Origin of the sequence: Muricauda brasiliensis, from assembly GCF_003057865.1 — a bacterium.
Taxonomy (GTDB): Bacteria; Bacteroidota; Bacteroidia; order Flavobacteriales; family Flavobacteriaceae; genus Flagellimonas; species Flagellimonas chongwuensis.
This window is the reverse complement of record NZ_QBTW01000011.1, coordinates 12,442-37,866: the sequence shown is the minus strand read 5'-3', so window position 1 is coordinate 37,866 and position 25,425 is coordinate 12,442. Positions and strand designations below refer to the sequence as shown.

Genomic DNA, 25,425 nt, shown 5'->3' with positions numbered 1-25,425 from the left:
AGTTAGTTGGAATTTTCGATATAGATCCAAGCTTCGTCCCCGGATTCCAGAGGAAATTTTTGGCGTTTGTAAGCATTGGTTTCGTAAATATCCGCCTTTTTTAGGTCAACCTCGTTCACTTCGTAGGCCACACCGACTACTTTATCTTCCGGATTGTTGGTGTTGATAACCAAAGGATAACGGCCATAAACGGCATTTTCCAATTTTTTAAAACCCAACGCGACATCAGCTTTTCCATGGAGCAATCGGCCAAATATGTATTGCTGTACTTGATGGTCCTGAAGGGTTCCGTAGGAAAATAAATAGTCCAATAGCTAAGGTATTTGTTGGCTGATAACTTCCAATTCTGTTCTAAAGGCAACGAATTTATTAGGGAACATTCGCTGCGCCTGGGCACGTAAATGTTCTGCGTCTTCTTTGTAATAGGCTTCCAAGGTATCCCTGCCCTGCGTGGTGTATTGTATCGAATAGGTTATTCCGCCCATATCTTCCTCTACCAACACCTTTACCATTTTGGCATGCGAAAATTTTCCTGTTGCCAGCATGTCGGGTATGTGCTTATCCTTCATCCAGTCCAACCATTGTTCGTGAACACTTTCATCTATGTTGATGGTAACGTTGTAAATGAGCATGTGCCTTTGTTTTATTGGGCTAAAGTAGGAAAGAATTAGTTAATGGCATCTCCACGGAGCCTTCTAAAATTCTTGCGGGCCTGGGGGAAGTAATAACTATCCTGATAATTATAGATGATTTTCTCGTAATGACTTTTTGCCTTTTCGGGCTCGTTCAAGACATTTTCATATAGTTCTCCAAGGGCAAAGTGGGCGTCGTCGGCCAAAATGCCATCAGAATAGAACTCTACTATTTTTTGATAGTTGAACTCGGCACTTTCATAGTTTTTCTGTTCTGCTAGCAATTCGGCCTGTTTCAACAAAGCTTCGTCCTCTATTTTTTCCCCTTTATGATTTTGTAAAATATCTTCAAGCACTTCGATGGCTTCGGTACTTTTATTTTGATAGGCCAGTAAATCAGCCCTGGCATATTTTTTCAGGGCGGTCTGCGTGGAATCTTCCCGAGAATTATCTGAAATCAGCAAACTTAGTTGCATGGCATCGTTGGCAATAAGCTGGGAGGTGGAACTGCGAAGCACCTTTAATTGGGTAAGGGCCCAGTCAAAATCACCTTTGTAAAAACTGGTCTGGGCCACCTTAAAGCGGGCATCTTGGCCAAGTACATCGTTTTTGACACTTTTTTGTACCTGTGTAAAAAGGATAAGGGCCTCATTGAACCTTTGGTCGAATACCAAGATATCCCCAAGCGCCAATTTTACATAGGCCATGATCATCCGGCCCATGGGAAGTTCCAAGCTTTCCTTGAGCATGGCAATGGCCGGTTCGGGCTCTTCTTTTTTAAAAGTTAGAAAGTTGGCGTAGGCAATCTGCAACTGTAGGGTAGTACTTTGATTACCATACTCTTCCACTAGGTCCTCGAACTTTTTTTGTACATCTTCCAGGACCTTTTTCGTTGGGTTTTCCAGTGCAATATCTATCAGGTTGAGTTCAGCATTGAGCCGAGTTCTTGGGTTTTCGGTATTGTCAACGATATAATTGTAAACCTCGTTGGCCGTTTCCCAATCCTTGTCATCCAAAGCTATGCTTCCCAAGTTTTCCAAGCGGTCCATAGATTGCCCTTCGCTACGTTTGTAGATGGCCTTTTCTTGACCAAAGGCACTATTGTATTGTTTTTGTTGAACAAAAAGCCAGCTCAACAGTTCGTTCCATAAAATGTCGGGCGCCTTTTGTGCATTTTGAAGCAGGACCTTCCGCAACAGCACATTGTTTTCGTTAGATGGGTCCTCGGAGATGAAATCATCTATATTTCGGAGCACATTGGCACGTGAGGTACGTCCTTCCCAAATTAGATTGAGATAGGATTGATACATCTTTGCGATATCGCCCTGTTCTCCATAAATGCGCGCCAACTGAAAATCGTAGTTAAGGTCTGGCTTTAGTTCCATTGCCTTGGTATAGGCCTGAATGGCATAATCCAGCAAAGCATATTTTTGGAAACGGTACCCAACACTGTATCCATAATTGGGGTTATCCTCAATCTTATTGATGGCTCTATCGTAATAGGTGTTGGCTTTTTCTCCTTCGTTTTTTAGGGTGAAATTGTAGCCTAGCTCTATGTAAAAAGTGGGAAAGGCGTAACTATCCTCTATTTTTTCCAAAAGGAATGCTTCGACATCATCGTAACGTTCCAATTGTTGATAGCAGGCCACTAGGCCCTCGGCATAATCCGTGCGTCTTGGATTGGTCTCCACTAATTTTTCGTAGAACACCAATGCTTTCTCGTAATCACCATCCTGAAAGTATTGTTTGGCCAAGAAATCTTCTTGGGCCGTTCCAATAAAACTGGATATCAGGAGTATAAGAAATAAAAGACGTCTCAAAGGGATGTTCATTAACAACAATTAATAAGAGTGTCATGTCATTTCGAACGTAGTGAGAAATCTCATTTCAAGTTCAGGGTTGTGAGATTCCTCGTCGCTTCGCTTTGCCGGAATGACAATTGTACTCAAAATAAAAACCATGGATTTTAACCCATTGTGTTTTATTTCAAATATAACGCAGAAATGTGGGGGATTCTGTTAACCGAATCCAAATTAATGGTTTAAAACCTTAATCGATGATGTCAAAACCGCAATAGGGAACCAGTACGTCAGGTATTTTTATACCTGCATCGGTTTGATAGTTCTCCAAAATTCCGGCAAGTACCCTTGGCAATGCCAAAGAACTTCCGTTCAGGGTATGGGCCAATTGACTTTTTCCGTTTTCATCCTTGTAGCGAAGCTTCAAGCGATTGGCCTGGAAGGTCTCAAAATTGGATACGGAACTAATTTCCAGCCAACGGTCCTGTGCTGTGGAGAATACTTCAAAATCGAAGGTTAGGGCAGAAGTAAAACCTAAATCTCCTCCGCAAAGACGCAAAATACGGTAAGGTAATTTTAGTTCGCGAAGTATATTTTTTACATGTTCCACCATGTCATCCAAAGCTTGGTATGAATTATTGGGATGTTCCAATCGCACAATCTCGACTTTGTCGAACTGGTGCAAACGGTTCAAACCACGAACGTGGGCGCCATAACTTCCTGCTTCGCGACGGAAACAAGGAGTGTAGCCTGTGTATTTTATAGGAAAATCACTTTCCGCCAGTAGGTCGCCACGGTGCAAATTGGTTACGGGTACCTCGGCAGTTGGAATAAGGTAAAGGTCATCCGCTTGTACATGGTACATTTGGCCTTCCTTATCGGGCAATTGACCTGTGCCGTAGCCTGAATCTTCGTTCACCATAAGCGGCACCTGCATCTCGGTGTAACCTGCTTCGGCATTTTTGTCCAAGAAATATGAAATGAGAGCACGCTGTAAACGTGCTCCTTTTCCTTTGTATACGGGGAAACCTGCCCCGGTTATTTTAACGCCGAGCTCAAAATCGATGATGTCGTACTTTTTTGCCAATTCCCAGTGAGGAAGTGCTCCTTCGGACAAAGTTGGGATATCGCCTTCCTTGAAAATTTCTTCGTTGTCTTCCTCCGTGCTGCCCGCTGGAACGGATTCGTGGGGCACGTTTGGAATCAGATACAATTGCTGCTGAAGTTCATCGGCAGTGGTATTGAGGTCATCACCCAAGGTTTTGGATGTTTCTTTAAGTCCAGCAGTCTTTTCTTTTAGGGCATTGGCTTCCTGTGCTTTTCCTGTTTTGAAGAGCATGCCAATTTCTTTGGAAAGCTTATTGGATTCGGCCAAGGTCGCATCCAGTTCGGTTTGGATGGAACGTCTTTTTTCGTCGAGTTCCAAAACCTTTGATAGCATAGGTTCTGCATCGATGTTTCGCTTTTTTAGCGCGGTAATGATACTTTCCTTGTTTTCCCTAATGTTCTGTATTTGAAGCATGGCCTTGTTTTGAGCCGCAAATTTAATTTAATCTGTAGAAGTGCCCAACTTTATTCTTTGGGAGAGGGAAGAATCCAGTCGTTGTGCGCAAAATGTTTCCACGGAACGCTGGCCAAATCTACATTGGGGTCTACAAATTGCTGATACGGATTTTGATTTATCCTTACTTTGTTGTCCACAAAAATCTGTATGGTCTCTCCTTTATCGGTGTATTCTTTTTTGAGCCGTTGGGCAAACTGCCAGATAAAATCGGGATAACAGCTAACTCTTTGTTTTTGTTTTTTTGTGAGATAGTCGTTCAGGTTAACCTTGGTCGTGTCCTTAGTCTGAGCGTTCACTACTTTGTAGGTGATTCTTCCATCACGGCTACGCAACATCATTCGCCAGCTTAATCGGTGTCCCTCTTCGGTCCAGAGCACATCATCTTTAAAAAAATGGTGTCGAATCGGCAAGACCAATTGAAATAGGAAATAAATACCCAAAACCGTTAAAGTGATGGTTTTGGTTTTTGGTATGATGACCTTGGTCTCTGGAATTGTATTCTTAGTTCTTAAAAAGATGTTCCTAATAGTTTGCGGCTCAAAAAAGAACACGATAAACGCTAAGGACAGATACGGGAAAATACCTATCTGAAATACAATGCTATTGAACAGGTGAAAGAAAATCGACAATACAAACGCAAATTTCCGGGTAGGTTTCCAAAGTAGGGCAGGGACAATCAACAGGTCGAAACCTATTCCGAAAACTGCTATTATTTTATGCACCCACTTAAGTTGAAGAAATTCACCGATGATATAGTAGTCTTTTTTAGAATACATCAGAACATCTATCATACTAAAATCCAGCCAATCTGCATACAGTTTGGCGATGGATGCGTAGGTATAAACAATAAAGAGTTGAAGGATAATGATCCATCGAACCCAATTGTGCATGGATTGTGAACGGAGCTTCGGGTTCAATTTTGCGTCCAACGAAGCATCTCGGTGAGCAGGTAGGAATGCCATGATGTAGGCGAGCAACATCAAAAGGTAATAATGATTGTTGTATGATGTTTTTTGCATTAAATACACGCCCGACCATAATACGGCAAATGCCAATGCGCTTAATCGGTATTTGAATCCGAAAGCGATCATAAGGCCCAACGTGCCCATTATGGCAAAGTATATGTACATGCCGCTGCCGGGAAGGGGCTGTAACCATTCAAACCCTATAAATGAAAAGGTGAACTGGGGTTCCACCAAGGTGCGACGGACCCAACCCGTTGCTATGGCACCATAACATTCCGCGCTGACCAGCAATCCATAAAATACCCTGAAAACCACAAGTTGTGCGTTGTCAATCTTCTTAAATAGAAATTGGTCCAACATTTACTTGGAGATTAGGTCCAACGAGTAATTTTTGTCCCTTTTCAATTGTTCCTTAAGTTCTTCTATGGAGTTGAACTTATGTTCGTCGCGGATACGGTGCATGAATTGCACTTGGATTTTTTTATCGTACAGGTTTCCCTCAAAATCAAAGAAATTGACCTCTATACTTTTTTGGGAGCCATCTACGGTAGGGTTAAAACCAATGTTCATCATTCCAAAGAATTCTTTGCCGTTGAGTTGGCTTTTGACCACGTAGGCCCCATTTTTTGGAATCAGCTTATATTCTTCTTCAATATGAAGGTTGGCGGTCGGAAATCCAAAATCCCTTCCCAGACCTTTACCCTTTTTAACCGTTCCGGTAAGCATGTAGGCGTAGCTCAAGTAGTTGTTTGCAGTTTCCACATCGCCTTCCAAAAGCGCTTTTCTGATTTTTGTGGAGCTGACGGAAACATCATCGATTTCTTGGGCGGGAATCTCTTCTACCTCAAAATCGAAGGTGTTGCCGAATGTGGTCAAATCTTGGATATTGGCATTTCGATTGCGGCCAAATCTGTGGTCGTAACCAATGATTATTCTCTTGCTCTTTATGTTGTTCACCAAGATGTCACGAACAAAATCGACGGCAGAAAGCCTAGAAAATTGTTTGGTAAACGGATGTATGATCAAATAATCCAATCCCAAAGTTTCAAGAATCTGCTTTTTTTCTTCAAGGGTGTTCAGCAATTTAATGTCCACATCCTTCTGCAATACCATTCGGGGATGAGGGAAAAAAGTGAGCACCGTTGACTTTAGACCTGTATTTTTGGCACTATTTGTGAGACGTTTCAGTATCTGGCGGTGTCCTAAATGTACACCGTCGAATGTACCGATGGTCACCACAGTGTGGTGCGGAATGTCCTTAAAATCAGAAATGTTGTGGATTGTTTCCAACTCAAATAAAGAAATAAAAAAGGCTTACATTTGAAAATATACTATGCCCTAACCGTGTATGAAAGCTAAATTACATCTTGTTTTTTCAATAACCATATTTTTTAGCTGCTTTTGCATTTTTGGGCAGCAAGGTTATTGGAAAACAGTGCCCAAACAGTCCAACCTACGAAGTGCTTCCCTAACCGATATTTCGGGGGCTACCAAGGTTTTGTCATTGGATAAAACGGCCTTTTCGACCCAGATAAAATCTTTTTCCGCTGCAAAGTCGGCAGGTAAAATAGTATATCTTCCCAACGGCGAAGGTGCTATTGTTCCCTTCAATTTGAAGGAAACATCGGTGTTGCATCCGGATTTGGCCAAAAAATATCCCAACATAAAATCCTATACCGGTGCAAGTTTGGATGGTAGGTACAAGGTAAAGTTGAGTAGTTCCCACAAAGGCTTGCAATCTATGGTCGTGGATTTACAGAATAACAAAACGGCTTTTATGGAGCCGGTTTCCAATAGGCCCAACACTTATGTTGTGTATGATAAGGAGGATGGGCTTTCCTCCAAAATGGATTTTATCTGTGCTACTGCAAAGGATTTGTTTGGTTCCGGAAGCAAATCATCGGGAGGTACTCTCAAGACAATTGTTCCCTTGGTAGATGATCAGGTGTTGCGAAAGTATAGAATCGCAGTCTCCGCCTCAGGGGAGTATACCCAAAAACTTGGCGGTACCGTGGCCGATGCCCTGGCGGGAATCAATGCAACGTTGACACGCGTAAATGAAGTTTTTGAAACGGATTTAGGAGTTACATTGGAGCTTGTGCCCAACAATGATGAGATTATTTTCACCAATCCCGATACCGACCCATATGGAAATAGTTTAAATTCTGAAGTACAGTTTACTATTACATCTAGGATTGGGGAAACGAATTATGATGTTGGCCATCTTTTTCATCAAGTGGGAGAAGGTTTAGATAATGGAAATGCCGGATTTATAGCTTCCGTTTGTGTGGATAACAGAAAGGGTAGTGCTTTTTCGTCGGCCAATAATCCGCAGGGAGATACATATGATTTGGACTTTGTGGCTCATGAGTTGGGCCATCAATTTGGAGCCAACCACACCTGGTCTTTTGAGTCAGAAGGCACTGGGGTGCAAGCGGAACCTGCTAGTGGTTCCACGATAATGGGGTATGCGGGTATCGTTACAGGAAATAATGTGGCGGCCAATGGGGATGATTATTTTCACTTTTATAGCATACTGCAAATTTCAGCTTATTTGGAAACGACTTCTTGTGCCGAAACGGTGGCATTGGTAAATTCTCCACCAGTTGTAACACCTGTTGACGACTATATTATTCCTAAGGGTACTGCCTTTGTTTTGGAAGGTAGTGCAACCGACCCAGATGTAGGCGATGTGCTTACGTATACGTGGGAGCAAATAGATGATGGTCTGGTCACTAGGTCGTCGTTTGGCTCCATCAATCCCAGTGGTGCCAACTTTAGATCTCTCAGGCCAACTAATTCTCCAATACGATATTTTCCGCGACTATCACGAGTGGCACAGGGTAACTTAACACAGACCAATCCAAATGTAGGAGCGGCTTGGGAGACCGTTTCTGATATTGAACGAAATCTTGGTTTTGCATTTACTGTTCGCGATAATGCGGAAGGAGGAGGGCAAGTGGTCTCAGATATCCTCAATGTGAGAGTCATAAAAGCGTCAGGGCCTTTTTCGGTGACTTCCCAAACCGAGGCTCAAGTGTATCAAGCGGGTTCTGTTCAAGAAGTTACATGGGATGTTGCTAATACTGATGTTGCTCCCATTAATGCCCAAAATGTGGATATATTTCTCTCTTTGGATGGTGGACTTACCTTTCCGATAACACTTTTGGAGAATACCCTTAACGATGGTTCGGAGGAAATCCTTTTGCCTGGAAATACCACAAATACAGCGAGGATTATGGTAAAGGCAAGCGAAAACATATTCTTTGCTGTCAATAGCACGAACTTTGTCATAGAGCAATCCGAGGTAGTCTTGAATTTTGAATCATTGGAGTATGAAGTATGTCAACCAGATGACATCATAATTCCTTTTACATACGAGACCTATGCAGGTTTTAATGAGAACTCTATATTTTCGGCGGATGTGCCGGCGGGATTAACGGCAAACTTTTCCCCGATTGACGCAAGTGTTGATGAAACTGCCGTTGAGTTGACGCTGTCCAACACGGACAATGTTGCTCCGGGTGTATACGATATTACGGTTTCTTCCGAATCAACATCGGTTACCAAAAGTGTAGTTCTTTCCCTTACCGTACAAGATGGTACTTTTTCTGATATTGCCTTGCTCTCCCCGGCCAATGGTGAGGTAGGGGTTTCTTTGGATGCTGAACTCAGTTGGCAGGAGAACCCCCTGTACTCTAACTACGATGTTGAAGTAGCCACTGATGCAGGGTTTACGGATATCGTCCAATCTGCATCAACTCCTTCCACAATATTTAAAACCAATAGTTTGGAAGCCGAAACCGAGTATTTTTGGAGGGTAAGACCCAGCAATGGCTGTGGGACGGGAACATTTGGCACGCCTTTCAGTTTTATAACGTCACAAGTAAATTGCAAGAACAGGGAATCCAATGATTTGCCTATCAGCATATCTTCATCAGGTACCCCAACAATTACCACATCTGTTTTGTTTGTGGAAGATTTACCGATATCCGATGTAAACGTGAACTTGCAGTTGGACCATACCTATTTGGAGGATTTAATAGTTACCCTTATTTCTCCCATGGGCACAAGGGTAACCTTGATTTCTAACACCTGTGGTGATTTAAGAAATATAAATGCAGTTTTTGATGACGATGGAGACCCTATAGCATGTTCAGGAAATCCGGCTATTTCTGGAACCGTAGCTCCAATCGGTTTTTTATCGTCCTTAAAAGGGGAGTCCATTTTGGGCCAGTGGGTTTTAGAAATCCAAGATACAGCAGCGAGTGATGGAGGAAGTTTAATAGATTTTTCGTTGGATATATGTATTGAAGGGAACTATAGACCAGATGAAGACGATGATGGTGTTTTTGATGATGGAGACGATTTATGTCTTGGAACTCCCAAGGGTGTTGAGGTAGATACCAACGGATGTGCAGTGTATAGGTTTGCTACGGATAATTTTGAAATAGAAATAGATAGTGAAACTTGCCGAAGCAATGATGATGGCTCCATAACAATTGTTCCTGTTGATACTTCCATTAACTATACAGCTGTTTTGGATGGCCCTGGCGGTACAGAGTCGTTTGATTTTACAGATACCCTAACCTTTGATAGCCTTGTTTCCGGTGAATATTCGATTTGTATTACCGGCACCAATGGTTTGATAACGTATGAGGAAGTGTGCTTCAACGCTATGGTTTCCCAGCCAGATGTGCTGGATATTAATGCACTGATGGACTCCGGTATTTTAAGTGTTGAATTGAGCGGTGCCTCTCTTTATAATGTGGAACTGAATGGTCTGGTCACCCAAACAGAAGAATCAAGGGTCCAGCTTGCACTTAAAGAAGGTACTAACACCCTGAAAGTATATTCTAATCTGCCTTGTCAAGGTGTGATAGAGGAAACCCTGTTCTATTCTTCAAGACCAATAATTTCGCCAAATCCCGTAGATGCCATTACCTCGGTTTACATGGCTGGTTATGAGGGCGATGTATCTGTACAGATTTTTACATCAAATGGTAGATTGGTTCGAGCGGAGAACCGAAAGGTTGCGGGAGATGATTTACAATTAGATCTATCCGGTCTTACCAAGGGTATTTATTATCTAGGTATACAAAAGGCAGGTGCAAAAGAAATGTTCAAACTGATAAAAAGATGATTCGAAATATAATTTGGTTATCCATTTTGGTTTTGTTGGTCGGTTGTGGCGGGGACGATGGGCCTCCTCCAGCACCACAAGGAGCTCAGTTGGTATTTCCCGAAGAGAATTCTGAGTGTACCACCGGAACGGATGTCAATCAAAATGCTACGCAGATTACATTTAGGTGGACGGTATCCAACAATACGGATAGTTATACGCTCACCGTGGTCAATTTGAACACCAATGTGCCCCAAAATATTTCCACGGCATCAACCTCCGCTAGTTTGACGATTTCCAAGGGAACACCGTATGCTTGGTCAGTGACTTCGCGAAACTCTCGTTCCGACCAAGTGGCATCGAGTCCCACGTGGTTGTTCTACAATGCTGGGTCGCAGACAACCTACGCGCCTTTTCCCGCACAATTGATGCGCCCAATGTCTGGCGCAACGGTACAAAAGGACATTGCGAACGAAATACTATTGGAGTGGTCCGGTGCCGATGTTGACGGAGATATCGATTCTTATGAGGTTTTCTTCTCCGAGAGTAATCCACCTATCGCTTCTGTTGGTGTTGCCAACGCTACAACTATGGAATTGCCGGTTGGGGTTGAGTCCGGAACAGTCTATTATTGGAGGGTGATTACCACCGATTTGGAAGGTAACACATCAATATCTTCGGTGTTTGATTTTAAAGTACTTTAGACTTATTTTCCGTTAAATTGATTCATAGTGTTTTTTGCACCTGCAAAAATAAAGGAGCGGATAAGGTCAGTTGATATTTTTAAACGTTCGGGCATCCCTTTTCGTTGGTCGGTGTCCCATTTGCCCAAAACATAATCCACTTGTTGGCCTTTTCCAAAATCGGAACCTACACCAAACCTAAATCGATTGTAGGAAGTAGTCTGTAAAACGTTCTGAATATCTTTTAGGCCGTTGTGCCCACCATCACTTCCTTTTCCTTTCAGTCGAATCGTGCCAAAGGGTAAGTTGATGTCATCAGTGATGATCAAAATATTGTCAAGGCCTATATTTTCTTTGTCCATCCAATATTTTACGGCCTTCCCGCTTAAGTTCATATAGGTGGATGGTTTTAGGCAGACCACGCTTTTTCCTTTATGTTTAAACGTTGCAACGGCCCCGAGCTTGGCACTTTCAAAAGTGAAATCTTCCTGTTCGGCCAAAAAATCAAGGATTTTGAACCCAATGTTGTGGCGTGTCTCATCGTATTCGGAACCAATGTTTCCAAGTCCAACGATCAAAAATTTTTTCATAGGGTCGGTTTCTAGTAGTAGTTGTTTTGGTTTGCCAAAAAGTTTTTCGATAAAGTTGGGCATTGGCTGCTGATGGTTTGCCCAAAAATACAAAAGCATCCCAAATTTTTACCTAGGTAAAAACGGGATGCTCTTGTAAAAATCTTCAGAAGGCTATTCAGCAGCTTCTGCCTCTGGAGCTTCACCACCTTCGGTAGCTTCTCCTTCTACTCCTTCTTCATCTTCGTCTTCTAGCTCTTCATCAACAGATGTTCTAGAAGCTTTAACCTGAACGATAGCAGTGCTATCTGGGTGAAGGAAAGTGTAATCATCGCTTAGGATGGTTTCCACTGCAATAGTTTGTCCGATTCTCAACTTGGAAATATCCACGGTGATGAAATCGGGAAGCAATGCGGGCAATGCTCTAATGGAAAGTTTTCTCTTTCTGAAAAGCAAACGTCCACCGTTTCTAACACCTGGAGAGTTTCCTTCCAAACGTACTGGAATCTTCATGGTGATTGGCTTGTCCTCGAACAACTGGTAGAAATCCACGTGTAGGATACTATCCGTTACAGGGTGAAATTGAATGTCCTGCAAAACGGCGTCAAATTTTTGACCATCCGCCAATTCAATTACTGCGGTGTATGCATTTGGAGTGTACACCAAGTCTTTGAATGCGATTTCATCAGCTTCAAAATGCACTGGTTTATCCCCTCCGTAAAGCACGCAAGGGACCTTTCCAGCATTACGTAAGGCTTTGGTAGCAACCTTGCCCACGCTTTCTCTTTGGGATCCATTGATTGTAATTGACTTCATTGTTATATATTAAATTGATTTACATTAAAAATTTTGAAGATATAGATGTGTTGTGGTGAACTCTGTGCATTACATCTGCAAACAGGTCTGCACAGGACAACACTTTGATTTTCTTTTGCTCGTGATCTACAGGAATGGAATCGGTTACGATCAATTCCGACAATTTTGATTCTTCAATTCTTTGGTATGCTTTGCCCGAAAGTAATCCGTGTGTTGTTACCGCCCTTACACTCTCGGCCCCTCTCTCCATCATCAAATCGGCAGCTTTGGTAAGTGTCCCTGCGGTATCTACCATGTCATCAACCAAAACCACATTTTTACCCTGCACATCACCAATAAGCTCCATGTGGGAGATAACATTTGCCTTCTCACGTTGCTTATAACAGATAACTACCTCACACTCCAAGGCCTTGGAATAGGCATACGCTCTTTTGGAACCTCCCATATCCGGCGAGGCAATGCATAAATTATCAAGATTTAAACCTCTTAAATAAGGCAAGAACAGGGTTGATGCGAACAAATGGTCCACCGGTTTTTCGAAAAAGCCTTGGATTTGGTCCGCGTGCAAGTCCATAGTGATAATTCTAGTGGCACCTGCGGTCTCCAACATTTTTGCTACCAATTTTGCGGCTATGGGAACACGGGGTTTATCCTTTCTATCTTGTCTGGCCCAACCAAAATAGGGCATAACCGCTGTGATGTGTCTTGCAGATGCTCTTTTGGCAGCATCGAGCATCAACAACATTTCCATCAAATTTTCCGAACTTGGATTGGTGGAGCCTATGATAAATATTCTGGCTCCCCTAATAGATTCTTCGAACGAGGGCTGGAATTCGCCATCGCTGTAACGGGAGAACTGGATTTTTCCCAATTCTGCCCCGTAGGAAGCGGCTATTTTCTTGCCCAGCTCAACACTTTGGGTGCAAGCAAAAATTTTAGGTTCGGGAACTTGATAGGCCATTACAAATTCTTGTTAACTAGCGATTTAAAGTACTTTAAAATAAAGAGGTGCAAATTTAAAAATTAAATTGGGTTGCTCAAGGATAAATCAAAGTATTTTTTGGTGATAAATAAAAAATATTTTTTAGCTTTGCACTCGCATTTGAAAATGTGGTGCCAATGCCTTGGTGGCGGAATTGGTAGACGCGCTGGATTCAAAATCCAGTGTCTTCGGACGTGTGGGTTCGATTCCCACCCAAGGTACTTAAAACCTCTACAAATTTGTAGAGGTTTTTTATTTTCGGAATGTTTGTTATTGCAAACCGTCAATTTGGCTTACTTCTGAAGTATAATTATCGGATTTTTCTACCTTTGACCTATGAGAGTAGTCGCAGTGATTTTGTCTTTGCTTACCATTTTCCTGTCATCCTATCCTTGTTGTCAGGAATCGGATAATTGTTCAGATACCTTCGCAACATGGGATTGCAGTGAAAATGAGTCAGGTGACGATAATCATGAAAAGGAGGCTCCCTGTTCACCTTTCTATAGCTGCGGCAGATGTTCCGGTTTTGCCTTGACCTATGATGGGTTGCTGGATATTGTTTCAAGGGAAATACTTGTCAAATCCAATACAGAGTATTATCAAGAATTAAACCCGAAAGAGTTCTATTTCCACGCCTTTAAACCGCCCCGTTACTTTGAAGTATAGTTGAGCTTTACAAAATACCCTTGGCCTTGAACCCGGCCAAGAAAATCATACTTCAAAAACAAAAAAAATGAAATTTAAAGTATTTTTGGTACTCTTCCTTTTGGGGGTGGTACCCGTTCTGGCACAGAACACTCTTGACATTGTGGTCAAGGATTCCATTGACAAAGAACCGTTGATTGGTGTGACCGCCGTTTTTACCTCTTTGGATATTGGAGCGATATCCAATGAATCCGGTATAATTCATATTGAAAACATACCCAATGGCACGTTTCAATTGCAACTGAGTTATGTTGGCTATGCGAAACTTGAACGAAGCTTTAGTTTTCCCTTGAATGCCACACAACAAAAACAGATAATTTATCTAGTTCCACAGACTGAGGAAATGGAGGAAATCACCTTGGTGTCCACCAGAAGTTCCCGTACCATTGAGGATATCCCGACACGGGTAGAGGTCATTGCGGGGGAGGAACTCTCCGAAAAGGGCAATATGAAACCTGGGGACATACGCATGTTACTCAACGAAAGTACCGGTATCCGTACCCAACAGACTTCCGCCACTAGTTACAATTCCAGCATCCGTATACAGGGGCTCGATGGTAAGTATACTCAACTTCTCAGGGATGGATTCCCGTTGTATTCCGGATTTGCGAGCGGTTTGAGCCTGATGCAAATAGCTCCTTTGGACCTCAAGCAGGTCGAGGTCATCAAGGGTTCCAGTTCTACCCTTTATGGAGGAGGGGCGATAGCTGGGTTGGTAAATTTAATTTCTAAAACACCTGAAGATGAGCCCCAACTCAGTTTTATGGCCAATGGCACCTCTGCTCTTGGATTGGACCTAAGTGGTTTTTATTCCCAGAAATTCAAGAAGATTGGAACTACTGTGTTTGCTTCCTACAATTTGGGATCACCCTATGACCCTGCCGATATCGGTCTAACGGCTATTCCAGAATTCGACCGATTTACATTGAATCCAAAGCTGTATTGGTATCTAGGAGAGCAAACGGAGCTATTGCTAGGAATCAATGCTATTTGGGAAGACCGACTTGGTGGGAATTTGGACTATGTAAAGGGAGAACCTGTAGACGACCCATATTTCGAATCCAATCAAACCGAACGTGTTTCCACTCAATTGGGATTCAAACATGTTTTTAATGAAGAAAATCGATTGGAATTAAAGAATAGTTTCAGTTTTTACGATCGTACCATCCAGATTCCGGACTTTACCTTTTCAGGCTATCAACGATCCTCCTTTAGTGAGCTGAACTTTTCAACCAGTTTGGAAAACGGTCTTGAGTGGGTGTTCGGGACCAATCTATGGACAGAATATTTTAACGATACCAGAGAAGATCAATCCATAGCGCTAGACCAATCCTATCAAATTTTTGGATTGTTCGCTCAAAATGTATGGCAAATCAATGAAGGGCTCAGTTTGGAAACAGGTCTTCGTACCGATTTTCATTCCGATTATGGAGCTTTGGCATTGCCTAGATTATCCATATTGTATGAACCAAGTCAAAAATTGACATTTCGACTGGGGGGTGGAATGGGCTATAAAACCCCTACGGTCTTTACGGAGGATGCGGAACGGCTACAGTTTAGGAACGTGCTCCCCATTGATATTGATCAAACGGATTTGGAACGTTCTTTGGGCGGTAATTTTGATATAAATTATAAATGGGTGCCCATGCCGGGCATGACCATGTCCATCAATACGCTATTATTTTATACCAGAATAGATGACCCTATGGTCTTGCAGTCCGAAGGAGACGGCTTTTACACTTTTCAACAACCCGATGGATTTGTGGATACCCGCGGGGCCGAGGTTAACCTGAAGATCAAATATGGCGATTTTAAGTTGTTCACGGGCTATACCCATGCCAATGTGAAGCAGCATCAAAATGGAGAGGTTTCAGATTTTCCCTTAGTGGCCGAACATCGATTGAACAATGTATTGATGTATGAGCGCGAAGGGGACCTTTGGGTCGGTCTGGAGGGATATTATTATAGTCCCCAGAAGCTTTCTTCGGGAGAAACAGGCCAATCCTACTGGATCGTGGGCTTAATGAGCGAAAAGAAACTTGGCGAGGGTTTTTCCATCTTCCTGAATTTTGAAAACTTTCTGGATACCCGACAAACCCGTTTCGATACAATATATTCCGGAAACATAAGTGATCCTCAATTTTCGGAAATTTATGCTCCAGTGGATGGTTTTGTAATCAATGGCGGATTCAAGATTAAAATTTAAATACGGATAGGACAGTCTTTTTGTGTTATGCCCATTTAACTATTATGATGGTTTTAGTTCACCCTATAAGTAATCTTTCTATTGGTGATGATGGTTTGCACCCTTATGTCCAAAGTAATGATATTGGAGGTTGATAAAGGTGAGCAAACATAAGCTTCGTTATATAATTGCACCCGATACAGATACCCATCCATGCTCATGTTGGGATTATTGATGGTCAGGGTGTCGGTGTCGGTTCCTGAGTACATCCCAAAATCAGAAATGTCGGCAAAGTTTGCGCCACCGTCGGTGCTTACTTGCCATTGATATTGTGTGGTATTGGTCGTTGTGATGTTGAGGTTGCCCGGATGTCCATCAAAAATAATGGCGTTTGTCGGAATTGTTGAAACTGTGGGGCTGTTTCCGGCTTCGGTATAATCATAAACGGTGTTGCCATCCCCATCTACCGGAGTGGTATATCCACCTTGTCCCAAGACCATTCCGGAAGAATTGATGGTTACTGGGGAGTTGCCCAGAAGACCATCACCATCAGGATCCGTAAAACCAGCCTCCACAACGTCGTAACATCCGTCCGAGTCACTATCAATGGATGTGTAGTTTAAAAATGTATCGTTGTCAGAATCGGCTATGTTGTAATTGATGGTTCCATTATTGTACTGTGAGGTAGCCTGTACCGCGTCTGGAATACCATCGGTGCCGACCGGACCGGGGATACGCCCATTTACTGTGGCGACACCGTGACCGGCTTCCACGGCATCCAAAATTCCATCGTTGTCACTGTCAAGGTCTAGTCCATTGGCGAGGCCATCCCCATCACTGTCCGTTGGGGAGCAACCTGTGCTAAAACTGTCATCGTTAACCGCAAAGAAAACCGGATCTGCATTGGCAGAAATTTCTAATCTAAAGATGACGGCTTCTGTTCTCTCAGCAGATGTCAATCCGAATTCTGAGAGTTCAACTGCGGCCAACCTGATATTCTTTTTTACGTTTTTATTGTTGGGGGTGTCGTTCACATTATATTGATCGATCATTGAATTGCCCACAATAGGTGTGTTGTTCCAGTTTACTTCGACGCCATTGCCAAGGTAGTTCCCATCTTTGTCCAACAAATGCAGTCTATTATAATTAGATCCCCCAGATAGTTGAGCGCCCTGGGTCAAAAGAATATCCATGATGCCATCACCATATGCTGGAGTATTGGTGCCCCCTAATCTAAAATACCATGCATTGCCGATATTGGCAATGGCATAAGCCATGTCCAGTCCTCGTTCTCCTTGGTATAAATAAGGGTTGAAGGGAATTCCTCCGGTGGTCAATAAAGGGCCTGCTGCTTGTCCGTTGTTTCCGTCAATAGATCTTCCTTCCAGACGTATTCCGGATAGAATCTTTGTGACCGGTTTAAGTGCTCTCCAAGAAGTTTCTTCCACATTTAGGTCGCCTATTCCATTGCCGTCCGTATCGATTTGGTCATAATAGCTGTTACTGTCGCTATCTATCATTCGTGTAGATGCCACTCCGGTCGCATATGTGTTGCTTCCAACTGTAAAGCCCAACAGGGTGGAAACGTCATCGTAGGCTTTTGGGTTTAGGCTCCCTACGGATGATACCCAGAAGCCACGGTAGTCCGTATAGATTGAGGTGACATAATTTGTAGTGCTGTTGGATGGTGGTGGTGAGCCAAATCCAACATTGGTCTCACAACCATCTTCGTAAATATCGGGAATACCGTCATTGTCATCATCTTGGTCAATATCGTCAGAGATGCCATCACCATCACTATCTAAACTGAGTTGGTTCATGTGAGGGCTTTTGTTTGATGAATTGTCAAGAACATCAATTTTGTCAAGTTCAGGATTGAACAAAACTAAAACAAGCACGATTAGACCGATAAGAAAGCGTATGTATGTCAAAATACAATTATAGGTTTGGTTTGTTGGTCGATTATCGATTGGAAAATCAAAGGCAAATTAGATGTATCTGTGGTTTCAGTATATTTTTTGTTGTTAATCTGCTGTAAAGTATGGTGTAGTTCGCCGATTAAGTGGTTCGCTTGTTGCGGATGCGCTAGGTAAAAGCTTGTTCTGAAAACATCTTGATGGAGTTTGGCATCAAAAATTGTTAAAAAACTGTGAAAAACTATTTTGGACGATTTGTGACAAGTGTGAATTTTTTGGAGACCTTACTATACGTTTGTTCACAAGGTTTTTGACTCTTGAAAATCTCGAATGTTGATAAAAGTGTTAAGAACCTAATTGCCAAAACCGCGAATCCAAGTAAAGAAAATATGAATTTTACAGTCAAGCTATTTTTTACAACTCCAAACCGTTTTCTTCATGCAGATTACTCAGATAACTAAGAGGGATTTTAGTACGCAAGAATTTGATTTACACAAGATTACAAATGCAATCTTGAAGGCCATGACAGCTGTGGAGCATGGACAGATCACTGATGCGCAGACCATTGCCAACAACGTCAACCAAGTGTTGTTGGAGAGAAAAAGTCAAGACGAACATTATTTGCCGACCGTAGAGGAAGTACAAGATGTTGTTGAGAACGAACTTATGGATAGTGAGTTCCATGATGCGGCAAAAGCATACATTATTTACAGGAATAAAAGGGCTCAAATGCGCGAGTCGGACATTTTTGAGAAGCGTATCAACTTAAAGCCTTATGAGTACCCGCAATTGTATGAGTATGTTCCAGCAATCCGTCATTCGTATTGGATTCATACCGAGTTTAACTTTACCAGTGACATTCAGGACTTTAAATCTGGACTGAGCGAAGTGGAGCGCAGCGCCATCAAAAACACGATGCTTGCCATTTCTCAAATCGAGGTTGCGGTGAAATCGTTCTGGGGCGATATCTATCACAGAATGCCAAAACCGGAAATCGGTTCTGTTGGGGCCACCTTTGCCGAAAGTGAAGTGCGCCACCACGATGCATATTCCCACCTTTTGGAAATTTTGGGATTGAACAAGGAGTTCGAGAACTTGAAGAAAAAGCCGGTAATCATGAAAAGGGTGCAGTATTTGGAGACTGCACTGAAGAATGCGAAAAGCGAGAACAATAAGGACTATGCAGAGTCGGTATTGCTGTTCTCACTTTTTATAGAGCATGTATCGCTATTCTCCCAGTTTTTGATCATTATGGCATTCAATAAACACAAGAATGTCCTAAAAGGGATATCGAACGTGGTTGAGGCGACCTCCAAAGAAGAGCAGATTCATGGTGATTTCGGAATCGACATCATCAACATCATCAAAAAAGAACATCCAGAGTGGTTCGATGATGCTTATAAAGAAATGATTCAGGATATCTGCGAGAAAGCATTTGAAGCGGAAAGCAAGATAGTGGATTGGATCTTTGAAGACGGTGAATTGGATTTCTTGCCGAAAAATTTGGTGAACGAATTCATCAAAAACAGATTCAACAACTCATTGGAGAGCATCGGTATCTCCAAAATATTCGACGTCGACCAAAAACTATTGGAACAAACCGAGTGGTTCGACGACGAAATCATTGGAACAAAACATGGAGACTTTTTTGTAAAAAGATCCATCAACTATAGCAAAAGAACACAAAGTATAACAAGCGACGACCTTTTTTAAATTATGGAGAAGAGAACACAAACCCCGACCACTGACCAAAAGCAAGATTACAAAACACAGGAACTTGTAAACGCAAGAAAGGATACCTTGTCCAAACTTAAGAATGAGGAGGATAAAGGTTTTGAATGGTTGAACGAGTATAGCCGAAAGTTTTTGGCATCAGGATACCTTACCGAAGGGGTTACCCCCGAAGGGCGTATCCGTGAAATCGGCGATAGGGCAGAGGAGATTTTGCAGATTCCGGGGTACTCGGACAAGTTTTACGGTTATATGTCCGAAGGTTTCTTTTCTTTGGCTTCTCCGGTATGGTCGAACTTTGGTAAAAAGCGCGGGTTGCCCATTAGTTGCTTTGGTTCCCATATAGATGATGATATGGGGAACATCCTTTACACCCAATCAGAGGTGGGGATGATGTCGAAGCTTGGTGGTGGAACTTCTGGATACTTTGGAAAAATAAGACACAGGGGCGCACCTGTTAAAAATAACGGACAGGCCTCGGGAGCTGTTCACATTATGCAGCTGTTCGAATCCATGGTTGATGTAGTGAGCCAAGGTTCCGTTCGTCGAGGGCGTTTTTCTCCATATTTGCCCATTGACCACAAGGATATTTTGGAATTTTTGGAAATCGGTACCGAAGGGAACCCTATCCAGCAGTTGACCCATGGTGTTACCGTAACCAATCAATGGATGCAGGAGATGGTCGAGGGCGATGTTGATAAAAGAACGGTTTGGGCAAAAGTGTTGCAGCGTAGAGGTGAAATGGGATATCCTTATGTATTCTTCACCGACAATGCCAATGATGGTGCCGTGGATGTTTACAAGGACAAAAACCACCGTATCCACGCGAGTAATCTTTGTACAGAGATTATGTTGCCATCCAATGACGACTGGTCGTTTGTTTGCGTACTTTCAAGTATCAACTTGTTGCATTATGATAAATGGAAGAAGACAGATGCTGTTGAGACCATGGTTCATTTCTTGGATGCGGTAATAACCGAATTCATTGAGAAACTGGAAGCTTACAGGGATTCTTCAGATAGGGACGATCAACAAACTTTCCTATTTATGGAAAGAGCATACAACTTTGCAAAGCAAAACCGTGCATTAGGTCTTGGAGCCCTAGGTTGGCACTCTCTATTGCAATCCAAGAGATACGCATTCAACAGTCAAGAAGCCTATAACTTGAACAGTGAGATATTCAAAGAAATCAAAGAGCGTTCTTATAAGGCGTCCGAGCAATTGGCAGAGCGTTTTGGTGAGCCAGAAGTGTTGAAAGGGTATGGGCGACGTAACGCTACGTTGAACGCTATTGCCCCCACTACTTCTTCGGCATTTATTTTGGGTCAGGTTTCACAAGGAATTGAGCCTATCTGGTCCAACTGTTATGTGAAGGATATTGCCAAGATCAAAACCACGATCAAGAATCCGTTCTTAATGGACCTATTGGAAGAAAAGGGACAGAATACCAACGAAGTTTGGAAGAGCATCCGCGATATGGACGGGTCCGTACAGCATTTGGAATTTTTGACCGAAGCTGAAAAGGCAGTCTTTTTAACCTACTCGGAATTAGACCAGTTGGATATCATCTATCAAGCTGCAAACAGACAAAACCATATAGATCAAGGACAGTCAGTGAATATCATTGTACACCCTGATATGCCTACAAAGGATGTCAACAAAATCCACGTTACCGCATGGAAACTAGGTCTAAAATCCTTGTATTACCAGCATAGTATGAATGCCGCACAAAAATTCAAACAAAAGAAAGATTGTGTGAGCTGCGAGGCATAAAAAGCAAATAACAACCAATAAAAAAAGGAGGTTCGAATTAACGAAACCTCCTTTTTTCTTCAAACTAACTAGAAAAGATCATAGTATCTTAATGTCTACAGAGGTTCTGCTTTGCCAACCGGTAACATCGGTTACAGAGTAGGAGCAGTGATAATCCCCTGGGTCAATATCTTCTGGAATGTCAATTGAAACGTTGATTTCATATGAAGTGGCGCCCTCTTCAACATCAAAATTCTCTATATAAATCATAGGGTTCACTGCATCCTTAGTAGGTTCCAGTTCACATTGGGCGCCTTGGTCATCATGTGTGTGATGGTCAAAATTGTGATGGATGTTCAAACTGTAAGCAGCAAGCGCAAGATTATCTGTCGCTCGAGCCTTAAAGGTGTAGGTGTTTCCCCTTTCCAGGACTTCACAAGCTTGAGGAAATCCACCATCGTAATTAATTGTTATGGATGGTTTTTCCTCGTCAACACCACTATCGTCACTACTGGAACAAGATGTTAGCATCATTATCAAAGGAAGAATCCGTAAGTATTTGATAATCGATTTCATATTCATTTTTTTAAAAAATTAGCCGCATGGCACTTGAATGCCATGCGGCAATTGGTTTTATGATGCAGTTACATCAATATGTGTTTCGTATTCAACGGTGTTTCCTTCTTCATCTTCGATTGTAAAAAGAATATGGTATTCGCCTGCTGGGGCAGTTGCAGGAACATCGATGTGCTCATGGAACTCTGCTTCGGACAATTCGTGATATCCTTCGGAATATGTTTGCTCAAAGTCCCATTCCACTTCTCCTTCACCTATAGGCAAGTCGTGTCCATGAATGTCGACCGTAATTTCATGGATTCCGTTAACCGCATTGATCATAAATTCTGCATGGATATCTGTACCGCGAACTACGGTCTCATCAATGGAAAATGCACTTAATGAGATGGCGTCCATAATGTCTACATGGCCTTCGACCTCGGTGCTGTTCCCCAATTCATCTGTAACGGTCAAAGTAATATGGTATTCACCAGATGGAATATCCGAAGGAATGTCCACATGCTCGTGAAATGTTGGGTTAATCACCAAATAGCTGGCATCGGTATAGGTCTGCTCAAAATCCCATTCCACTTCACCTTCTCCTACTTCAAGGTCATGTCCGTGAATGCTCAATTCGATACTGCTTACCGTTCCGGGAGCATTAATTTCAGCTTCTAGATGGATATCCGAACCTTTGTAGGCCACTTGCTCTGTTGAGTGCGAACTTCCTTCGCCATATTCAAAATTCGAAATTTCGGGTGCAGCTACAGAAGAGCCCCCATCATCGTCACTGCTACAAGAATGTAAAGCAAAAGCTCCCAATGCGATAATCGCCAAAGATTTAAAATTAGTTTTCATGTTGTTTCTGTTTTTGGTGTTAAACTTGATTTAATTAAAATGGTACGGTCATCGAAATCGAAAAGTTCCTGCCAGGTTCTGGAACATCGATGAGCCTATAAAAACTGGTATGATCGTAGTATTCGGTATTGAATACGTTGTTTAGTTTGATGCGCAATTGTGCTGGTTTTCCCTTGCCAAAGAGTTGGATTTTTGTGTTGGCCGAAAGGTTGAGCGCTTGGTACCCATCGGTAACCTCTTCTGGTGGCACAATATCATTTTGGGCGGCTGTTACCCTAAAATCAGCCGTAACCTGAGGTGATTGCATAAATGCGATATCCTTGAATTGATAACTGGCCGAGAACAATCCCGAGAGCGGAGGCGAAAACGGAATGGTAAAATCTTTTTTGGGCCCGCTGGTCTGTCTGGAATACACATACTCGGCAGACGCATCCAACCGTAGCATCGGAGTTACATTGATTCCGGCACGAGCTTCACCGCCAAATCGGAAAACCTTGCTTTGGGTGTACTCGTAAATTTGCAAGGTTTCATAATAATTAGGAGTTGGGTTCAGGTAAATAAAATTCTCAAAGAAATTCACGAATGGACTTATACCAATGTTGAATTTTGAAGTGGAATGGTCAATATCGATATCCAATTGATAGGATTGCTCAGGATCAAGGTTGATATTTCCCCTCTCGTATCGGTACATATGATAGTTTACCCCATCTGAGGCCAGTTCGTTGGCCAATGGCATTCTAAAACTTTTGCCAAGGTTTACCTTAAATGTGGTGTTTTGATGGATATAACTCAATCCAAAGGAGCCACTCAGGTTGCCGAATTCAAGGCTCTTGTCTTGCGAACGTTGCAAATACATATAGGATGTTGAGCCATCGGCATTGTTAATTGGTGTTTGGAACCAATCAAAATGGGCCTTGGTTTCCATCAGGCCTGCATCATAACGTAGCCCCCCTTGAAGGTGGAAATTCTCATTTATCTTAAAATGATCGTAAACAAAAACTCCAGCGGAGTACCTATTGTATTCGGGAATCAAAAACCCCCAACCTCCAATATTATTATTTTGTAATTCCGTGTTTATTCCAAGAACTACATTGTGCTTGTCATTGGGGCTAAAGGTATCTTTAAGGTTTAGGGAGTATGTGTTTTTAGTGAATATCCGTTCTCTGCTATTGGAGGGAGTTGGCATGTATCCATGTGGTACGGGTTCCGAATTTTCATCCCGTTGGTTGTTTTGATAGCCGAAATCAAGCTCCAAAATATGTTGGTCCAAATACAGGGTAGTGTTGTTGGTTATCTTAAAATGGTTCACACGATGGTAAGGAAGGTCTACATCACGATTGGAGCGGTCATAATCAATACTGGAGGAGCGAACCTCAAGACCATGGGCGTTGGCAAAAAAACCGTTCTTGGCATTGACATTGCTAAAAAAGGTCTCAGATTTTATATGATCGGAGATGTAGCCAATACTAAAACTGGTATTGATCTCTTCGCCCGCAGTATTTCTGAGGTTGTTGTCGTGAAGCTCAAAAATGTAGTTTTCATAGTTGATCCTGTCCGTGGGAACTTTATAATCGGCATAATCCCTATAGGTTAAACGACCTCTGTAGAACCAATGCTGTTTTCGGCCCTGTATACCGATAGATATGCCGATCAGGTCGTTGTTGGTCTCTCCCAATAGATTGACCTCCCCGCTGAACGAATTCGGCAATGGAACTTTAGACGGTTGAATGTCCACGACACCTGCAATGGCATCAGACCCATAGACCAAGGATGCGGGACCTTTGACAATCTGAATACTTTCTATTCCGTATTGATCAATTTCAAGGCCGTGATCATTGCCCCATTGCTGGGCTTCGTGCTTAATGCCGTTCTGGACCACACTAACCCGGTTGAAACCCAAACCACGAATAACAGGTTTTGATTGTCCAGAACCAATGGTAATAGTACTCACCCCGGGAATCTTTTTTAGGGTCTGCATTAAGCTGTTTTCCCGATTCTTGTTCAGGAATTCTTCATCCACCCCAATAGTTATGGTGGAGAGTTCTTGGGCTTTTCGTTTTTCCGTTTTTCCAAGAAGTTCCACGCCATCCAAATTTGTGACGGATTCCTTTAATCGTATGGTCAGCCCTTGGACATCATCTCGACCGATTTCCACGGTAAAATGTTCATGTCCATACCCGATATGGGTAATTTCAAAGCGGTATTTTCCAGCGGGAACGTTTTTGATGACGAACTCGCCATTGTCTGCAGAAATTGCATATAAATCTTTTCCAATTATGTTTACCCCAGCGATAGGTGCCGAAGTATTTGCATCCACTACAATACCCTTTATAGTATGGTATTCTTGTGCGGATGCCGAAACGCACAGACTGATGAGCAGCCATGCGAATAGCAAGTATTTAATCATTTTAGGGAATACTATGGGATTCTCAAATTGCCTCCAGAGAGGAAGCTTCTAGACTTATTCCCCATTGCATTGTTTCAGAAAAGTTTGAATGAATCCATCAATGGACAGTTGAAAAAGCTATGCGATTGCGGCATGCTTTTGTACATATTGAATACAGTCAAATTTCTTTAGTCCTTAAAAAGGA

19 protein-coding genes and 1 tRNA gene are annotated in these 25,425 nt (G+C 42.5%); 7 read left to right on the top strand and 13 right to left on the bottom strand.

Annotated elements, in window-relative coordinates; all coding sequences use genetic code 11:
• Nucleotides 1–2: 2 nt before the first annotated feature.
• From DCK90_RS06175 to DCK90_RS06150, 6 genes are all read right to left on the bottom strand, one after another.
• The gene (locus DCK90_RS06175; RefSeq protein ID WP_108245316.1) at nucleotides 3–311 is read right to left on the bottom strand and encodes a gamma-glutamylcyclotransferase family protein; all 309 of its coding nucleotides are present in this window, start codon (nucleotides 309–311) and stop codon (nucleotides 3–5) included.
• A 3-nt stretch (nucleotides 312–314) separates the two neighbouring features.
• A complete protein-coding gene (locus DCK90_RS06170; protein WP_108245315.1) occupies nucleotides 315–632 on the bottom strand; it encodes a DUF4286 family protein in 318 nt (105 codons plus the stop codon).
• A gap of 35 nt (nucleotides 633–667) precedes the next feature.
• Nucleotides 668–2,464 carry a tetratricopeptide repeat protein gene (locus DCK90_RS06165; protein ID WP_234414663.1) on the bottom strand — a complete coding sequence of 599 codons (1,797 nt, stop codon included), beginning with the start codon at nucleotides 2,462–2,464 and terminating at the stop codon, nucleotides 668–670.
• A gap of 217 nt (nucleotides 2,465–2,681) precedes the next feature.
• Complete coding sequence (serS, locus tag DCK90_RS06160) at nucleotides 2,682–3,953, bottom strand: serine--tRNA ligase (RefSeq protein WP_108245314.1); 1,272 nt, start codon at nucleotides 3,951–3,953, stop codon at nucleotides 2,682–2,684.
• A 50-nt stretch (nucleotides 3,954–4,003) separates the two neighbouring features.
• Nucleotides 4,004–5,320, bottom strand: a complete 1,317-nt coding sequence (locus DCK90_RS06155; RefSeq protein WP_108245313.1) for an HTTM domain-containing protein — start codon at nucleotides 5,318–5,320, stop codon at nucleotides 4,004–4,006.
• Complete coding sequence (locus DCK90_RS06150) at nucleotides 5,321–6,250, bottom strand: bifunctional riboflavin kinase/FAD synthetase (RefSeq protein WP_108245312.1); 930 nt, start codon at nucleotides 6,248–6,250, stop codon at nucleotides 5,321–5,323.
• 58 nt (nucleotides 6,251–6,308) lie between these two features.
• Between DCK90_RS06150 and DCK90_RS06145 the strand changes: the two genes are divergently transcribed.
• Both DCK90_RS06145 and DCK90_RS06140 read left to right on the top strand, forming a co-directional pair.
• Nucleotides 6,309–10,103, top strand: a complete 3,795-nt coding sequence (locus DCK90_RS06145) for a reprolysin-like metallopeptidase (protein ID WP_108245311.1) — start codon at nucleotides 6,309–6,311, stop codon at nucleotides 10,101–10,103.
• Nucleotides 10,100–10,786, top strand: coding sequence for a hypothetical protein (locus tag DCK90_RS06140; RefSeq protein ID WP_108245310.1), 687 nt, complete (start codon nucleotides 10,100–10,102; stop codon nucleotides 10,784–10,786). The genes DCK90_RS06145 and DCK90_RS06140 overlap by 4 nt, the downstream gene beginning before the upstream one ends.
• Nucleotides 10,787–10,788: 2 nt before the next feature.
• Here the strand turns inward: DCK90_RS06140 and pth are convergent, their stop codons facing one another.
• The 3 genes from pth to DCK90_RS06125 all read right to left on the bottom strand — a co-directional run bounded on the left by pth (nucleotide 10,789) and on the right by DCK90_RS06125 (nucleotide 13,111).
• A complete protein-coding gene (gene pth / locus DCK90_RS06135; protein ID WP_108245920.1) occupies nucleotides 10,789–11,418 on the bottom strand; it encodes an aminoacyl-tRNA hydrolase in 630 nt (209 codons plus the stop codon).
• 90 nt (nucleotides 11,419–11,508) lie between these two features.
• A complete protein-coding gene (locus tag DCK90_RS06130; RefSeq protein ID WP_108245309.1) occupies nucleotides 11,509–12,150 on the bottom strand; it encodes a 50S ribosomal protein L25/general stress protein Ctc in 642 nt (213 codons plus the stop codon).
• Nucleotides 12,151–12,169: 19 nt separating this feature from the next.
• Complete coding sequence (locus DCK90_RS06125; protein WP_108245308.1) at nucleotides 12,170–13,111, bottom strand: ribose-phosphate pyrophosphokinase; 942 nt, start codon at nucleotides 13,109–13,111, stop codon at nucleotides 12,170–12,172.
• Between the two features lie 160 nt (nucleotides 13,112–13,271).
• Between DCK90_RS06125 and DCK90_RS06120 the strand changes: the two genes are divergently transcribed.
• The 3 genes from DCK90_RS06120 to DCK90_RS06110 all read left to right on the top strand — a co-directional run bounded on the left by DCK90_RS06120 (nucleotide 13,272) and on the right by DCK90_RS06110 (nucleotide 16,043).
• Nucleotides 13,272–13,353: transfer RNA gene (locus DCK90_RS06120), tRNA-Leu, on the top strand.
• A 115-nt stretch (nucleotides 13,354–13,468) separates the two neighbouring features.
• Nucleotides 13,469–13,798 (top strand): hypothetical protein, encoded by a 330-nt coding sequence (locus DCK90_RS06115; protein WP_108245307.1) that lies wholly within the window; start codon nucleotides 13,469–13,471, stop codon nucleotides 13,796–13,798.
• A 67-nt stretch (nucleotides 13,799–13,865) separates the two neighbouring features.
• A complete protein-coding gene (locus DCK90_RS06110; RefSeq protein ID WP_199912657.1) occupies nucleotides 13,866–16,043 on the top strand; it encodes a TonB-dependent receptor in 2,178 nt (725 codons plus the stop codon).
• Between the two features lie 53 nt (nucleotides 16,044–16,096).
• Here DCK90_RS06110 and DCK90_RS06105 read toward each other — a convergent pair whose 3' ends face one another.
• The gene (locus DCK90_RS06105; protein ID WP_159075777.1) at nucleotides 16,097–17,842 is read right to left on the bottom strand and encodes a hypothetical protein; all 1,746 of its coding nucleotides are present in this window, start codon (nucleotides 17,840–17,842) and stop codon (nucleotides 16,097–16,099) included.
• Between the two features lie 534 nt (nucleotides 17,843–18,376).
• Here DCK90_RS06105 and DCK90_RS06100 point away from each other — a divergent pair.
• Nucleotides 18,377–19,651, top strand: coding sequence for a ribonucleotide-diphosphate reductase subunit beta (locus DCK90_RS06100; protein WP_108245305.1), 1,275 nt, complete (start codon nucleotides 18,377–18,379; stop codon nucleotides 19,649–19,651).
• A gap of 3 nt (nucleotides 19,652–19,654) precedes the next feature.
• A complete protein-coding gene (locus tag DCK90_RS06095; protein ID WP_108245304.1) occupies nucleotides 19,655–21,442 on the top strand; it encodes a ribonucleoside-diphosphate reductase subunit alpha in 1,788 nt (595 codons plus the stop codon).
• A 78-nt stretch (nucleotides 21,443–21,520) separates the two neighbouring features.
• On the opposite strand, the gene DCK90_RS06090 is transcribed toward DCK90_RS06095, so the two are convergent.
• The 3 genes from DCK90_RS06090 to DCK90_RS06080 are packed head-to-tail and all read right to left on the bottom strand — an operon-like array spanning nucleotide 21,521 to nucleotide 25,241.
• Nucleotides 21,521–21,997, bottom strand: a complete 477-nt coding sequence (locus DCK90_RS06090) for a DUF4625 domain-containing protein (RefSeq protein ID WP_108245918.1) — start codon at nucleotides 21,995–21,997, stop codon at nucleotides 21,521–21,523.
• A 57-nt stretch (nucleotides 21,998–22,054) separates the two neighbouring features.
• Nucleotides 22,055–22,834 (bottom strand): DUF4625 domain-containing protein, encoded by a 780-nt coding sequence (locus DCK90_RS06085; RefSeq protein WP_108245303.1) that lies wholly within the window; start codon nucleotides 22,832–22,834, stop codon nucleotides 22,055–22,057.
• Between the two features lie 34 nt (nucleotides 22,835–22,868).
• The gene (locus DCK90_RS06080) at nucleotides 22,869–25,241 is read right to left on the bottom strand and encodes a TonB-dependent receptor (protein ID WP_108245302.1); all 2,373 of its coding nucleotides are present in this window, start codon (nucleotides 25,239–25,241) and stop codon (nucleotides 22,869–22,871) included.
• Nucleotides 25,242–25,425 lie beyond the last annotated feature (184 nt).